This window comes from Micromonospora sp. NPDC023644 (assembly GCF_040640115.1).
Lineage (GTDB): Bacteria > Actinomycetota > Actinomycetes > Mycobacteriales > Micromonosporaceae > Micromonospora.
The window spans coordinates 53863-68825 of the sequence record NZ_JBFABA010000014.1; the positions used below are offsets into that span (position 1 = coordinate 53863).

Sequence of the window (14963 nt, forward strand, 5' to 3'; positions counted from 1 at the left end):
CGCGGCGCAACGGTGGCCCGGGGTGGCCGTCAGTCGAGGGCGCCGATCTCGCGCTCGATGGCGGCGCGCAGGTCGGGCCCGGCCAGCACGGCCCGGGCGGCCTCCATCAGCGGGGCCAGGAAGACGTCCGGCCCGGGTTCCCCGGCGACCCCGCCGAGCGCCGCGACGGCCGCCCGGCCGGCCGGGGACGGGTCGAGCGGGGCGCGCAGCTGGAGCCCGCGTACCCCGGCGAGCAGCTCGACGGCGAGGATGCTGGTCAGGTTGTCCAGCACGGCGCGCAGCTTCTTGGCCGCCGCCCAGCCCATCGAGACGTGGTCCTCCTGCATCCCGCTGGTGGGCAGCGAGTCCACCGACGCGGGCGCGGCGAGCCGGCGGTTCTCCGCGACGATCCCGGCCGCCGTGTACTGGGCGATCATCAGTCCGGAGTTGACCCCGGCGTCGGGGGAGAGGAACGCCGGCAGCTCCCGGGACCGGGTGACGTCGAGCAGCCGGTCGACCCGGCGCTCGGCGATCGCGCCCACCTCGGCGGCGGCGATGGCCAGGAAGTCCGCGGCGAAGCCGAGCGGCGCGCCGTGGAAGTTCCCGGTCGACTCGACGCGGCCGTCGGGCAGCACCACCGGGTTGTCCACCACCGAGACCAGCTCCCGGCCGGCCACCGTGCGGACGAAGTCGAGCGTGTCCCGGGCCGCCCCGGCGACCTGCGGCGCGCACCGCATCGAGTACGCGTCCTGCACCGCGTGCGCGAGGTCGTCGCGGTGCGAGTCCATCACCCGGGAGTCCTGGAGCAGCCGGTGGATGTTCGCCGCCGAGGCCGACTGCCCGGGGTGCGGCCGGATGGCGTGCAGCTCCGGCAGGAACGGCCGCTCCGAGCCGAGCATCGCCTCGATGGCGAGGGCGGCGGTGACGTCGGCCATCGTGAACAGGTGCGCGGCGTCGTGGATCGCCAGCAGCAGCATGCCGAGCATGCCGTCGGTGCCGTTGATCAGCGCCAGCCCCTCCTTGGCGGCCAGCTCGACCGGCGTCAGCCCGGCCCGGCGCAGCGCGTCGGCCGCGGGCAGCCGCTCGCCGGCCGGGCCGAGCACCCAGCCCTCGCCGAGCAGCACCAGCGCGCAGTGCGCCAGCGGCGCCAGGTCGCCGGAGGCGCCCAGCGAGCCGTGCTCCGGCACCCACGGCGTCACGTCGTGGTTGAGCAGGTCGACCAGCGCCTCGGCGACCAGGGGCCGGACCCCGGAGCGGCCGAGCGCCAGCGAGCGGACCCGCAGCAGCATCATGGCCCGGACCACCTCGCGCGGCATCGGCGCGCCCACCCCGGCGGCGTGCGAGCGGATCAGCGCGTGCTGGAGCTCGGCCCGCCGCTCGGGCGCGACGAAGGTGTTCGCCAGCGCGCCGAAGCCGGTGGAGACGCCGTAGACCGGCCGGCCGGCGGCTTCGATGCCGTCGACGATGGACCGGCTGACGGTCATGGCGTCCACGGTGGCCGGGTCGAGGACGACCTTGGCGGTGCCGCGCGCCACGGCGAGCACGTCGGCGGGGGAGACCCCGGTGGGCAGAATGGTCACGGTCATTGAGGGACTCCGTTGCGCAGGACCTGGCGGATCAGTGGCACACCCGGCCGGTAGGCCAGGTGCAGGTGGGACGGGGCGTCGAGGACCATCAGGTCGGCCCGGGCCCCCGGCCGGAGCACCCCCACGTCGTCGCGGCGCAGCGCCCGCGCGCCGCCGGCCGTCGCGGCCCAGACCGCCTCCGCCGGGGTCATCCGCATCTCGCGTACGGCGAGCGCGATACAGAACGGCATCGACGAGGTGTACGACGAACCGGGGTTGCAGTCGGTCGCCAGCGCCACGGTGACGCCGGCGTCGAGCAGCCGGCGGGCGTCCGGATAGGGCGAGCGGGTGGAGAACTCGGCGCCGGGCAGCAGGGTCGCCACGGTGGCGGTGTGCCCGCCGTCGACCCGGGTCGAGGCGAGCGCGTCGACGTCGGCGTCGGTCAGGTGGGTGCAGTGGTCGACGCTGGCCGCGCCCAGCTCGACGCCGAGCTGGACGCCCGGCCCGGGGCCGAGCTGGTTGGCGTGCACCCGCACGCCCAGCCCGACGGCCTGGCCGCAGGCGAGGATGGCGCGGGCGTGGTCGACGTCGAACGCGCCCCGCTCGCAGAAGACGTCGATCCAGCGCGCGTGCGGCGCGGCGGCGGCCAGCATCGGCCCGCAGACCAGCCCCACGTAGTCGTCGGGGCGGTCGGCGTACTCGGCGGGGACCACGTGGGCGCCGAGGAAGGTGGTCTCCTCGCTGACCTCGGCGGCGATCGCCAGCGAGCGGGCCTCGTCGGCGACGGTGAGGCCGTACCCGCTCTTGATCTCCATGGTGGTGGTGCCCTGCCGCAGCGCCTCGCCGCGCAGCCGGCGCACGGTGGCCCGCAGCTCGTCGTCGGTGGCCGCCCGGGTCGCGCCGACCGTGGTCCGGATGCCGCCGCCGGTGTACGGCTGCCCGGCCATCCGGGCGGCGAACTCGACGGCCCGGTCCCCGGCGAAGACCAGGTGGGCGTGGCTGTCCACGAAGCCGGGGAGCACGGCGGCGCCCCCGGCGTCCAGGCGCCGGTCGGCGGCCGGCGCGTCGCGGGCCGGCCCGATCCAGGCCACCCGCCCCTCCTCGACCAGGAGGGCGGCGTCGCGCCGGATGCCCAGCGGCCCGCCCTCGCCGCCGCCGTCGTTTGTCACCAGCTCGCCGATGTCGTCGACCAGCAGAGTGCTCAAGAGGTCACCTCCTCGATGGCCGCGGCCAGCTCGGCCGGCACGTCGACGGTCAGGTGCCGGCCGTCGCGCACCACCGTCCGGCCGTCCACCACGACGTGGGTGACGTCCGCGGCGCCGGCCGCGAACCACACCCCCACCGGCGGTACGCCGGCCGTGCGTGGGCCGTCCAGCCGTACGGTCACCAGGTCGGCCCGCGCCCCCACGGCGATCCGCCCGGCGTCGCGCCAGCCCAGCGCGGCGTGGCCGCCCACGGTGGCCGCGTCGCGCAGCTCGGCGGGGCTGAAGTGGCCGCGTCGGCGGGTGCGCAGCCGCTCGTCCAGTTCCACCGCGCGGGCCTCCTCGAAGAGGTCGATCACGGCGTGGCTGTCGCTGCCCAGGCTGAGCGGCAGGCCGACGTCGGCCATCCGCCGGGCCGGGCCGATCCCGTCGGCCAGGTCCCGTTCGGTGGTCGGGCAGAGGCAGACGCCCGTGCCGGCGTCCCCGAGCAGGGTGAGGTCGCCGCCGGTCAGGTGGGTGGCGTGCACGGCCGTGGTGCCCGGCCCGAGCGCCCCGCGGTCGGCGAGCAGGCGGGCCGGGGTGCAGCCGTGCGTGGCCCGGCAGGCGTCGTTCTCGGCGGGCTGCTCGGAGAGGTGCACGTGCAGGGGCGCGCCGCGCCGGTCCGCCCAGCCGGCCACGGTGGCGAGCTGCTCCGCCGGCACCGCGCGCACCGAGTGGATCGCCGCACCCACCCGGGCGTGGTCGCCGGCGGGCCGGAACGCGTCGACCCGTTCCGCCCAGCGCAGCGCGTCGCCGTCGCCGAAGCGCCGCTGCGGTCCGGCCAGCGGCTGCCCGTCGACGGTGGCGGTGAGGTAGCAGGTGTCCAGCAGGGTGATCCGGATCCCGGCGTGCGCGGCGGCCTCGACCAGCGCCGCACCCATCGCGTTCGGGTCGGCGTACCCGGTGCCGTCCGGGTCGTGGTGCAGGTAGTGGAACTCGCCGACGCAGGTGATGCCGGCCAGCGCCATCTCGGCGTAGACGGCCCGGGCCAGGGCCAGGTACGAGTCCGGGTCGAGCCGCTGCGCCACCGCGTACATCCGGTCGCGCCAGGTCCAGAAGTCGCCGCGCCCGCCGTGGGTGCGCCCGCGCAGCGCCCGGTGGAACGCGTGCGAGTGGGCGTTGGCGAGCCCGGGCAGGGTCAGCCCGGGCAGCCGGACGGCGTCGCCGAGCACCTCGACGCCGGCGGCCGGCCTGCCCCCGGTCGTCAGCGGGGTCACCCCCGTGATCCGGCCGTCGGCCGTCTCGATCAGCACGTCGGCGGTCGGTTCGACGTGGTCGGGCAGCCAGGCGTACTCGGCGAGCCAGCGGGTCCCGGTCATGTCGTCCGCCCCCTTTCGAGCTGAATCGTCTGCGACACCAGTCGATCACCGCGGGGGCGAATCGTCTGCGACATCAGCCCGACAGGCTGCCGACGACCTCCCCGGGCCGCGGTCAGCGGCATGTCAGCTCCTCCAGCACCCGGGCCAGGGCGGTGACCCCGGCGGCACAGTCGGCGTCGCTGGCCGACTCCGCGGGGGAGTGCGACACCCCGGTCGGGTTGCGCACGAAGAGCATCGCGGTGGGCACGTGCGCGGCGAGCACCCCGGCGTCGTGCCCGGCCCCGGTGGGCAGCACCGGCGCGTCGAGCAGGGCCGCGAGCCGGCCCGCCAGGCCGCCGTCGAAGGCGACCAGCGGGGTGGCCGACTCCTCGGTCAGCGCCACCTCCGTGCCGTCGCGGCGGGCCCGCTCGGCGGCCTTCGCGCGCACCGCGTCGACCAGCCCGTCCAGCGTCTCCGGCTCGGCGGCCCGGGCGTCCAGCCAGCCGGTCACCTTCGACGGGATCGCGTTGGTGGCGTTCGGCTCCACCGCCACCCGGCCGACGGTGGCGTGGGCGCCGCGCAGCCGCGCCTCCTTGTTGGCCGCCAGCACCGTGAAGGCGTACGTCAGCATGGGGTCGCGGCGGTCGGCCATCCGGGTCGTACCGGCGTGGTTGCCCTCGCCGGTGAACTCGAAGCGCCAGCGGCCGTGCGGCCAGATGGCGCTGGCCACCCCGACCGGCGTGCCGGCGTCGACCATCGCCCGGCCCTGCTCGACGTGCAGCTCGACGAAGGCCGCGAAGCGGCCGAGCAGCTCGGGTCGGGCGCCCGCCGGCCGGCCGCCCAGCGCCTCGGCGAAGCTCACCCCGGCGGCGTCGCGCAGCCCGGCCGCGCGCTCCACCGCGATCTCCCCGGCGAGCAGCCGCGACCCCAGGCACGGTACGCCGAACCGCGCGCCCTCCTCCTCGACGAACGCGCCGACCACGACGGGGCGGGCCGGCGCGACACCGGCCGCGCGCAGCTCGTCGACGGCGAGGAACGCGCTGACGATGCCGAGCGGCCCGTCGTACGCCCCGCCGTGCGGCACCGAGTCGAAGTGGCTGCCCGTCAGCACCGCGTCGCCGGCCTCCGGGTCGCCCCACCGGGCGAACAGGTTGCCGTTGCCGTCGTCGGTGACCGGCATGCCCCGGCGGTCGGCCTGCTCGCGGAACCACTCCCGCAGCCGCAGTTCCGGCTCGGTCAGCGCGTACCGCAGGTAGCCGCCGCTGCCCTCGTCCCGCCCGATCGGCGCGATCTCGTCCCACAGCGCCCGGAACCGGGCGGCCAGGTCGCTCACGGGTTGCCTCCCTCCGCCATCGGCACCCGCACGCCGGTGGCCTCCGCGACCTCGCGGGCGGCGTCGTAGCCGGCGTCGACGTGGCGGATGACGCCCATCGCCGGGTCGTTGGTGAGCACCCGCTCGATCTTCTGCCCGGCCAGGGCGGTGCCGTCGGCCACGCAGACCTGCCCGGCGTGGATGGACCGGCCGATGCCGACCCCGCCGCCGTGGTGGATCGACACCCACGACGCCCCGCTGGCGGTGTTGACCAGCGCGTTGAGTAGCGGCCAGTCGGCCACGGCGTCGGAGCCGTCGGCCATCGACTCGGTCTCCCGGTAAGGGCTGGCCACGCTGCCGCAGTCCAGGTGGTCCCGGCCGATCACCACGGGCGCGGAGAGCTCGCCGGAGGCGACCATCTCGTTGAACCGCACCCCCGCCCTGTCGCGCTCGCCGTAGCCGAGCCAGCAGATCCGCGCTGGCAGGCCCTGGAAGGCGACCCGCTCGCCGGCCATCCGGATCCACCGGGCCAGCGACTCGTTCTCCGGGAACAGGTCCAGGATCGCCCGGTCGGTGGCGGCGATGTCGGCCGGGTCGCCGGAGAGCGCCGCCCACCGGAACGGGCCCTTGCCCTCGCAGAACAACGGCCGGATGTACGCGGGCACGAAGCCGGGGAAGTCGAAGGCCCGCTCGAACCCGCCGAGCTTCGCCTCGCCCCGGATCGAGTTGCCGTAGTCGAAGACCTCCGCGCCGGCGTCGAGGAACCCAACCATCGCCTCGACGTGCTTCGCCATCGACGCCCGCGCCCGGTCGGTGAACTCGACCGGCTTCGCCTTCGCGTAGTCCCGGGCGTCGGCCAGCTCCACGCCCTCCGGCAGGTACGACAGCGGGTCGTGCGCGCTGGTCTGGTCGGTGACGACGTCGATCTCGACGCCCCGGCGCAGCAGCTCCGGGAAGACCGTGGCCGCGTTGCCGACCACGCCGACGCTCAGCGCCCGCCGGTCCCGCTTCGCGGCCAGCGTCCGCTCGACGGCGTCGTCGAGGGAGTCGGCGACCTCGTCGAGGTAGCGGTCGTGCACCCGCCGGTCCAGCCGGCTCCGGTCCACGTCGACGACCAGGCAGACGCCGCCGTTCATGGTGACCGCGAGGGGCTGCGCCCCGCCCATGCCGCCGCAGCCGGCGGTCAGCGTCAGCGCCCCCGCGAGGGTGCCGCCAAACCTCTTCTCGGCGACGGCGGCGAACGTCTCGTAGGTGCCCTGGAGGATGCCCTGGGTGCCGATGTAGATCCACGAGCCGGCGGTCATCTGCCCGTACATGGTGAGGCCGAGCTGTTCGAGGCGGCGGAACTCCGGCCAGGTGGCCCAGTCGCCCACCAGGTTGGAGTTGGCCAGCAGCACCCGGGGCGCCCACTCGTGGGTGCGCATGACGCCCACCGGCCGGCCGGACTGCACCAGCATGGTCTCGTCGTCGCGCAGGTCGGTCAGCGTGCGCACCAGCGCGTGGTACGACGGCCAGTCCCGCGCCGCCTTCCCCGTGCCGCCGTAGACCACCAGGTCCTCGGGGCGCTCGGCGACCTCCGGGTCGAGGTTGTTCATCAGCATCCGCAGCGCGGCCTCCTGGGGCCACCCTCGGGCGGTGCGTTCGGTGCCGCGTGCGGCGCGGACGGGCTGGGTCATCTCGGTTCTCCTCCGGGTCATCCGAGGAACAACTGGCGGCGGGCGGCGGAGGCCTCGAAGGCCTCCAGCCGGCGCTGGGTGTCGGTCGGGGCGGCGTCGCAGATTGCCTGGAGCAGGACCATGGCCAGGGTCATCGGCGCGGTGTGCAGGTCGAAGACGAGCTGCGCGCCGACGGCGGCGGGCAGCACCACGTCGGCGTGCTCGGTGGCCGGGCTGACCGGCGAGTCGGTGATGGCCACCACGGTGAGGCCGGCGGCCCGGGCTTCACGCAGCGCGTCCAGGGTCTCCCGGGGATAGCGGGGCAGGACGAAGGCGAGCAGAGCGCCCGCCCCGGCCTCGGCGGCCTGTTCGAGGCGGTCGGTGAGCAGGCTGCCGCCGTCGTCGAGCACCCGCACGTCGGGGTGCACCTTGGCGGCGAAGTAGGCGAAGTAGGCGGCCAACGGGGCGGCGGCGCGCAGGCCGAGCACCGGCAGGGGGCGGCTGGCGGCCAGCAGCCTGCCGGTCTCGGCGATCCGGTCCCGGTCGGCGAGCTGCCCGGCGAGGCGGTCGAGGTTGCCGATCTCGGCGCGTACCGCCTGCTGGAGCTCGTTGCCGGCGGCGGTGGCGTCGCCGGGGGTGCCGGCGGTCAGCTCGCGGAGCCGACGGCGCAGCGCGGGGTAGCCGTCGTGGCCGAGCGCGACCGCGAACCGGGTGACGGACGGCTGGCTGACCCCGGCCAGCTCGGCGACCTCGGCCGCCGAGAGGTAGGCCGCGGCCGGCGCGTGCTGCACGAGGCAGTGCGCGATGCGGCGCTGGGTGGGGGTGAGCCGGACCCCCTGGAACAGGTCGAGCACCCGCTCGGTGGGCGCCACGACAGTTCCCTCATTCATGCCGTGACTCTATGCATGAAAACTTTCACAAAGCAACCGGCCGTCGCGCGGGTTCCCCGGAGCCGCCCGTCCCGCTGAGTGTCGGGCCAGCGACCGGCAGGGGGAGAGCTGGTCCTGCCTCGGTACTATCCCCACGGCGGTTGAGCGGAGGAGTGCACATGCAGCCGGAGGGCCCCTACAGGTTCACCCACACGTTGGGCGGATCTTCGGTCGGAAAGGCCTGGGCTGCCATCGACGGACAGGGCCGCCTCGTCACCGTGGCCGTCCTCGACGCCGCCGTCGCCGCGGCCCCCGGGTGGCGGGAGGCGTTCGCGGGGATCGCCAACTCCCTCGCGCAGACGCAGGGGCCGAACGCGCTGCCCTACACGTACGCGGACTTCTCGGCCACCTCGCCCTGGGTGGCGTACTCCTCCGAGGTGGGCCCGGGGGCCGAGAAGCTCTTCCGGGCGCTCGGCGTCGAGTACGAGCCCGCGCCGGCCGCCACGCCCCCCGTCTCGGCCCCTCCCCAGCAGGTCTCCGGAATCCCGCACTCGGTCTCCGGGGTGCCGCACCCGGTGTCCGGGCTGCCGCACGTGCCGTGGGCGATGCACGCCACCCCGGTCTCCGCCCAGCCGGCGTCGGCGACCCCGTACCCCGTCTCGGCCGCGCCCGCCTCGCCCGCCGGGGCCGAGGCGCCGGTGGCCGGCGAGACGGTCCAGATGCCGATCGTGCAGCCCCGTCCGCCCGCCGAGCCGCCGCCGAACGACCCGTTCGCCGCACCGGTCCGCCGGATCCAGTCCTCCGGCCCGCCACCGCGCCGCACGGGGCGTTGGATCGCCGTCGCCGCGCTGCTGCTGGTGGCGGCCCTGGGTGGCGGGGTCGGCGCCTGGGCGGTCACGGCCGGCGGCCCGGGCGAGCCGGCGGCCACGCCGACGGCCACCTCCACCGCCTTCCCGACCGCCACCCCGGTCAACCCGGGCCTCAAGCCCTGGGCGCAGGCGGCCCTGTACAGCCCCGAGGAGCGGGCGCTGGCGACGGCGGCGCCCGCCATGGTCTTCGTGGAGGTCATCTTCACCGGCTACGTCCGGAACAAGGAGAACGACACCCTGCTGCGGGAGGCACCCGTCACGTTCAGCCGGCGGTGCAGCGGGTTCGTGGTCAACCACGACGGACACGTCCTCACCAACGGCCAGTGCGTGCAGCCGACCGAGGACATCGTGCTCGCCGGCGCCCTCTCCGCCCTGGCCAACGTCCTCGTCAGCGAGAAGGAGCTCGCCGCGAAGGACGTCCCCGCCTACACCCGGGCCAGGATGCGGACGACCCGCTTCACCGGCACGGAGGCCGCGACGGCCCCCGAGGTCAAGCTCTTCGGGCAGTTGAACGCCGCCAAGGGGGACGTCACGGACAGCCCGGCGATCCCCGGCACCGTCGTCCGGGCGCTCGCGCTGGAGGAGGGGAATGTCGCGCTGGTCAAGCTCGCCCAGCAGAACCTGCCCGCCGCCGAGCTGAACCCCGCCGCCACCGTCAGCCCGGAGACCCCGCTGCTGATCCTGGGCTACGGCACCAACGACGCCAGCTTCCGGTCCGCCACCTACACGGTGCTGTCCAAGCCCGTGCGGGTGACCGGGGTGGACGCCCAGTCGTCGGTCGGCGCGTACCGCATCAGCGAGGACGTCGGCCTCTACTCCCGGGGCGGGATCGCGATCGACCCGCAGGGCCGCGTGGTCGGGCTGCTCGACAACGACATCCTCCGGCCCGACAAGGCCAACCGGGTGGTCGTGCCGGTGTCCACGATGACCGGCCTGCTCGGCGCGGCGGGGGTGCAGAACAGCCTCGGTGAGCCCGACCAGCTCTACCGCTCCGGCCTGGAGGCGTACTTCGCCGGCGACGAGTCCACCGCGATCTCCCGCTTCGACGGGGTGACGGAGAAGTCCCCGGTCAACCTGCTGGCCCAGGCGTACCGTCAGGCGGCCGTCGACAGCGGTGGCGGCGAGGGCGGCTCGCCGGAGCGGCCGGGCTGGGCGGTGCCGCTGCTCGTCGCCTCCGGCGTCGTGCTCGTGATCGGGCTCGTGGCGCTGTTCGCGATGCTGTTCGGCCGGCGGGGCAGCCGGGCGTAGGGCCGGTCCCGGCGCGCATCCGATACGCCCGCCGGCCGGCGTCGCTGTCCCTACGGCCCGCGTTGCCGCCTACGGCCCGCGTTGCCGCCTACGGCCCGCGTTGCCGCCTACGGCCCGCGTTGCCGCCTACGGCCCGCGTTGCCGCCTACGGCCGGCGTCCGCCCGTGCCCGTCAGGTAGGGACCGAGGCGCGTACCCAGCACGAGCAGCGCGAACCCCCAGGGCAGCACGAGGGTGGCCGCCAGGTCGAACCACCCGCCGTCCGGCCCCGTGCGCAGGACCCACAGCACCGCCGCGTGGCTCAGCACGACGGCGATGCCGCACCCGGCGAGCCGGCCGACGAGGTGCGCCGCGGGCGCGCTCAGGCGCCCGTCGAGAGCCTCGGCCAGCAGGATGAAGCCGCAGCTGAGCAGGGTCGCGGTCAGCACACCGAACACCGGCTTGCCGAAGTCGCCGGCCTTGATGTCCAGCGAGCCGCTCGCGCCGATGAGCACCAGGCCGGCACCGGCCGACACCATGCCGCCGCCCATGCCGGCGGACAACCGCGGCCGCAGCTCGCGCAGGTGACGACCGCAGAGCACGAACAGCAGGCAGGCCGGGACGAGGAACAGGCCGAGCGGCCCGGCCGTGACCACGTCCGGAGCGAGGTGGGCGGCCAGCAGCCCCACCAGCGCCACCCCCCAGGTGGCGGCCGTCCCGAACCGCTCCAGCCAGCGGTACGCGACCGCGATCAGCAACAGCACCGAGACGAACCAGAACGCCGAGAACGGCCGGACGGCGGCGGTGCCGCCGTACAGCGCTCCGGTGAACGTCTCCGACGCCACGCCGCCCCGCACGGCCGCCGCGGCCGCGAGCATCGCGAGCAGGAGCACCAACCAGGCCAGGTACGGCACGCCGAGGGTCTGCCACCGCTTGCGCAACTCGCCGCCCATCGGTCGGCCGGGCGTCCAGAAGTAGCCGGTGAGGATGAAGAACAACGGGACGTGCCAGGTGTAGATGACCGCCCGGGTGGTGTCGTCGATCCAGACATGGCCGACGACGACGGCCGCGATACCGATGATCCGGAGGGTGTCGATCCCGACGGACCGGGTGCCCACCGCGGGCGTCGTGGTGGTAGCGGCCATGGCGGGCATCATCGCAGACAACGACGACCCGTCATGTCCCGCCCCGCGCCGGCCGCCACGCCTCCCGGCGGGGTCCGGAAGGGTGCCGCCGGGGCCGTGGCGCAGTCGCGGGTCCCGGGCGCGGACCATCCGTCGCCGCGCATCGCATAGCCTTGCCGCGACGAACCGCCCGACCAGTGGAGGTCCGAGGGTGCCCGATCCTCTCTCCCCCTTCCAGCGCCTCCGGTCCGTCCCCCGGAAGGTCTGGATCGCCGTGGGGACGGTCGGGCTGCTCGCCTCCGCGCTGACGGTGGTCGTCTGGCCCTCGTCGCCGGCGGGCACGCCGCAGGCGGCGTGGTCGGCGTCCGGCGGCGACGCGACGCGGCCGACGGCTGCGCCGGTGGACGGCACGACGTGCGCCGCGAACGTCCCCGGCATGGCCGACTTCACCCCCGTCGCGGCGATGGACCTGCCCGAGCGCGTCAACTGGGCGAACCGCGACCCGGCGTACGCGTTCGACCGCACCGCCGGGGTGGCCGGCGGCTTCGACCGGGTCGGCTACTGCCTGGAACTGACCGGCCCGGCCGGCCGGCAGTGGGTGTGGACCGCGATGGCGCCGTTCACCACCGACGCCCGCCGCCTCGGGCTGCCGACCCGGGGCGGCCAGATCGTCCGGCAGCGGGTCAGCGACCTGGAGATCGCGTCCAACGTGGAGGGCCTGACCACCGGCACGGGGCTTCCCGGCTACCTGGAGATGTGGCCCAACTCGTACAACGTCGGGGCGTCCGGCCAGATCCCCGGCGCCTCCGCCGGCCGCTTCGACGCCGACGACGACCTGCGGGGCGCCATCGCGTACGGCTCGTTCCAGGTGCACCTGGTCGCCCCCACCCGGCCCTCCACCGTCGCCCCGCAGACGGTGTTCGCGGTCAACGGGTTCACCTCGAAGAAGAACAAGCTGTCGCTCGGCATCGGCACCGCCCCGAACGGCCACCCCGACTGGACGCTCTCCGACAACGCGGCCGCCTTCACCGAGCGCCGGTTGACGGTGTACGCGCGGCCGTCCGTGCTCACCCTCGACCAGCACCCCCGCGACCGGCAGCTGTACCCGAGGGACGCCGAGAACGGCGCGGCGGTCCTCGTCACCGGCAAGGTGCGCGACACCCGGGTCAGGGCCGTACGCCTGAAGGTCACCAGCGGCGCCGAGGGGTGGGAGGACACCCTGCCGGTCACCGGCGCCGCGGACTTCACCTTCCGCCGGCGCATCCTCGCGACGCTGCGGGAGTACCGCTTCGAACTGCACGTGCTGGGCGACGGCCTGAGCCGCCGGGTCGGCCTCTGGGAGGGGGTCGTGGCCGGCGACGTCTACGTCATCCAGGGCCAGTCCAACGCCGTCTCCGCGAAGTACCGGGGATCGTCCGCGGGCGAGGAGTCACCGTTCGTCCGCAGCTACGGATCGTCCACGGCGGACCGTACGCTCTCCGGGGCCGACCGGGGGTGGAACTACGCGGTCAGCGAGGCGATCCGGCAGCCCGGCTCGGTCGGCCAGTGGGGCATCCGGATGGCCCACCGCCTCTCGGACACCTACCAGGTGCCGGTGGCCGTCCTCAACGGCGCCGAGAACGGCAAGCCCATCTCGTTCTTCCAGCGCAACGACGCCGCTCCCGGCGACCTCGCCACCAACTACGGCCGCCTTCGGCAACGTCTGGTGGCCGCCGGGGTGATCGGGCGGGTCCGGGCCGTGCTCTGGTACCAGGGCGAGTCGGACGACGACGCCGCCGCCCGGCACGTGGCGGGGTTCACCGCCCTGCTCGGCGACTGGCGGCGGGAGATCGGCACCGACATCCCCGGCGACAGCCGGTACTACGTCTTCCAGGTGCGCACCTCGCCCTGCGGCGACAGCAGCACCGGCCAACTGCGGGAGGCCCAACGGCGGATGCGCGACACCCTCGGCGTGACGGTGCTGTCCACCAACGGCCTCTCCGGCCACCAGGGCTGCCACTTCGCCTGGGAAGAGGGCTACCGCGAGCTGGGCGACCGGGTCTTCCGCGTGCTGGCCCACGACCTGTACGGCGGCCCGGGGGACGGGGTCGCCGCCCCCGACCCGCGCTCGGCGGCCTTCGCCAACGCCGAGCGCACCGAGGTGGTGGTCCAGCTGCGCGACGACGACCCGCTCACGGTCCAGCCGGGGGCGCAGGCGGACTTCCGCGTCAACGGGGGCACCGTCACCGTCACCGGCGTCGCGTACCGGGACGGCGGCCGGCTGGTGCTGACCCTGTCCGGCCCGGCGGACGGTGTCTCGGGGGTGAGCTACCTGGGCCACGCCGGGGCGGGGCCGTGGATCGTCAACGCCACGGGCTCGGGGCTGCTGGCCTTCCACAACCTGACGATCGCCGCCGGCCCCCCTCCCGCGGGCGGCTCCTGATCAGCTCGGGTCGGCTCTCCGCCTGGTTCCCGCTCCGCGCCCTGCTCCCGCATGCCCGCGGGTTCAGCTACGGGCGTGCGCGCCGGCCCGACCCTGCGCGTGCCACGGCGTCAGCTTCCGCAGCGCGGCCCACCGTCCGCCCGGTCGGTCGGCGGCGTCCACGGGCCCGCGGGCCGGCACCGGGTCCGCCGTGGCGGAGGCCGAGGCCGTCAGCACGAGCAGGACGAAGATCCACGACAGCCCGTCGACGGAGAGCGGGTTCCAGACGACCTCGGTGAACGAGTAGACGACCAGCAGCGCGACGGGCGCCTTCGCGGAGAAGGCCCGGCCGTCGGTGACGGCGCCGTGCAGCAGGGTCGCCGCCCACAGGCCCCACAGCGTCAGCCCGACCAGGCCACCGGCGAAGATGACCAGGACGTACCCCGAGTGGAAGAAGTGGGTGGGCGCCTCGCCGACGTCCCGCAGGTAGTACCACTTGGAGACGCCGACGCCGGTCGCCTCCGTGCAGGCGATGTACTCGCGGGCGGCCATCCAGATGTTGCCGCGATTGCTCAGGGTGGTCTTCGACGCGGTCCACGTCAGGTAGGTGGCCAGCCCGAGGGCGGCCACCACCAGGGCGACGCAGAGGGGGAAGCTGATCCGGGGGAACTTCCGCCACCGTTCGAGGACGAGGCTGCCCAGCAGCCAGAGGCCGGCGGCGGCGAGGGCCAGGTAGCTGGTCCGCGAGCCCGTGGCGACGATGATCAGCAGGCAGAAGGACGTCGATGCCACCGCGGCCAGGCGACGCATCGCGCAGAGGCTGGCGACCAGGGTGAACGACGCGAGCATGGCGACGTAGTTCTCGGACTCGTAGAAGCTCTTGAACAGTGCGCCCGCCATCGAGCACTTCTCCAGCTTCCCGGCCGTGCACGCCCGCCACGACTGCCCGGAGAAGACGGTCGGGATCGTCATTACCGACAGGACGGCCAGCCCCGTCCAGGCCATCGCCCTGCTGGTGAGGGCGGTGCCGTGCGAGAGCAGGGCCACGGCGAGCAGCAGCAGCGCGGAGGCGCCGTACGCCGCGAGTCTCGAGCCGTAGAGCCCGGCGCCACTGAGGGCGTCCACGGCGAAACACCAGGCGAGCAGCGCGCCGGCCATCAGCAGGCTGATCCGGCGCCAGACGTCGGTGGGGCCGCGTAGGCTGCGGCGGCCCGACACGACCAGCCAGGCCAGCAGGCACAGCACCAGCAGCCCGATGAGCGCGGAACTGCGGTCGCCGGCGAGCACGGGCGCCGCGTTCGTGAGCACCGCGAACCCGATGAGGGCGACCGCCGTGGCGCCGCCGCCGAACGACGCGGTGACCTGCCGCCGGGCGCGCACCAGCCAGACGGCCACCGCGACCCCACTCACCGTCAGCAGGACAC

General features: G+C 75.1%; 10 protein-coding genes. 2 read left to right on the forward strand and 8 right to left on the reverse strand.

Features of this window, described 5'->3' with window-relative positions:
• Positions 1–29 precede the first annotated feature (29 nt).
• The 6 genes from hutH to AB0G08_RS13860 form a co-directional block, all read right to left on the reverse strand.
• Positions 30–1565, reverse strand: coding sequence for a histidine ammonia-lyase (gene hutH, locus AB0G08_RS13835; RefSeq protein ID WP_358087077.1), 1536 nt, complete (start codon positions 1563–1565; stop codon positions 30–32).
• A complete protein-coding gene (gene hutI, locus AB0G08_RS13840) occupies positions 1562–2749 on the reverse strand; it encodes an imidazolonepropionase (RefSeq protein ID WP_358087079.1) in 1188 nt (395 codons plus the stop codon). Before hutI ends, hutH begins: the two co-directional genes overlap by 4 nt.
• The gene (locus tag AB0G08_RS13845) at positions 2746–4104 is read right to left on the reverse strand and encodes a formimidoylglutamate deiminase (protein WP_358087080.1); all 1359 of its coding nucleotides are present in this window, start codon (positions 4102–4104) and stop codon (positions 2746–2748) included. Before AB0G08_RS13845 ends, hutI begins: the two co-directional genes overlap by 4 nt.
• A 112-nt stretch (positions 4105–4216) precedes the next feature.
• Positions 4217–5416, reverse strand: a complete 1200-nt coding sequence (locus AB0G08_RS13850) for an allantoate amidohydrolase (RefSeq protein ID WP_358087082.1) — start codon at positions 5414–5416, stop codon at positions 4217–4219.
• Positions 5413–7071 (reverse strand): urocanate hydratase, encoded by a 1659-nt coding sequence (hutU, locus tag AB0G08_RS13855; protein ID WP_358087083.1) that lies wholly within the window; start codon positions 7069–7071, stop codon positions 5413–5415. The genes AB0G08_RS13850 and hutU overlap by 4 nt, the downstream gene beginning before the upstream one ends.
• Positions 7072–7088: 17 nt before the next feature.
• Positions 7089–7940 (reverse strand): MurR/RpiR family transcriptional regulator, encoded by an 852-nt coding sequence (locus AB0G08_RS13860; RefSeq protein WP_358087085.1) that lies wholly within the window; start codon positions 7938–7940, stop codon positions 7089–7091.
• A 257-nt stretch (positions 7941–8197) separates the two neighbouring features.
• Between AB0G08_RS13860 and AB0G08_RS13865 the strand changes: the two genes are divergently transcribed.
• Entirely contained in the window at positions 8198–10036 is a 1839-nt protein-coding gene (locus AB0G08_RS13865; protein WP_358087086.1) for a trypsin-like peptidase domain-containing protein, read from the forward strand.
• Positions 10037–10181: 145 nt separating this feature from the next.
• On the opposite strand, the gene AB0G08_RS13870 is transcribed toward AB0G08_RS13865, so the two are convergent.
• On the reverse strand, positions 10182–11159 hold the full coding sequence (locus tag AB0G08_RS13870) for an acyltransferase (RefSeq protein ID WP_358087088.1): 978 nt from the start codon (positions 11157–11159) through the stop codon (positions 10182–10184).
• 190 nt (positions 11160–11349) lie between these two features.
• Here AB0G08_RS13870 and AB0G08_RS13875 point away from each other — a divergent pair, with 190 nt between their 5' ends.
• A complete protein-coding gene (locus AB0G08_RS13875) occupies positions 11350–13560 on the forward strand; it encodes a sialate O-acetylesterase (RefSeq protein ID WP_358087090.1) in 2211 nt (736 codons plus the stop codon).
• A 63-nt stretch (positions 13561–13623) separates the two neighbouring features.
• Here the strand turns inward: AB0G08_RS13875 and AB0G08_RS13880 are convergent, their stop codons facing one another.
• Positions 13624–14949, reverse strand: coding sequence for an O-antigen ligase family protein (locus AB0G08_RS13880; protein WP_358087091.1), 1326 nt, complete (start codon positions 14947–14949; stop codon positions 13624–13626).
• Positions 14950–14963: the final 14 nt, after the last annotated feature.

Excerpts from the sequence above, each read along its gene's own strand:
- hutH (WP_358087077.1), bottom strand. The coding sequence starts at position 1,565 with ATGACCGTGACCATTCTGCCCACCGGGGTCTCCCCCGCCGACGTGCTC.
- hutU (WP_358087083.1), bottom strand. The coding sequence starts at position 7,071 with ATGACCCAGCCCGTCCGCGCCGCACGCGGCACCGAACGCACCGCCCGA.
- AB0G08_RS13845 (WP_358087080.1), bottom strand. The coding sequence starts at position 4,104 with ATGACCGGGACCCGCTGGCTCGCCGAGTACGCCTGGCTGCCCGACCAC.
- AB0G08_RS13870 (WP_358087088.1), bottom strand. The coding sequence starts at position 11,159 with ATGGCCGCTACCACCACGACGCCCGCGGTGGGCACCCGGTCCGTCGGG.
- AB0G08_RS13860 (WP_358087085.1), bottom strand. The coding sequence starts at position 7,940 with ATGAATGAGGGAACTGTCGTGGCGCCCACCGAGCGGGTGCTCGACCTG.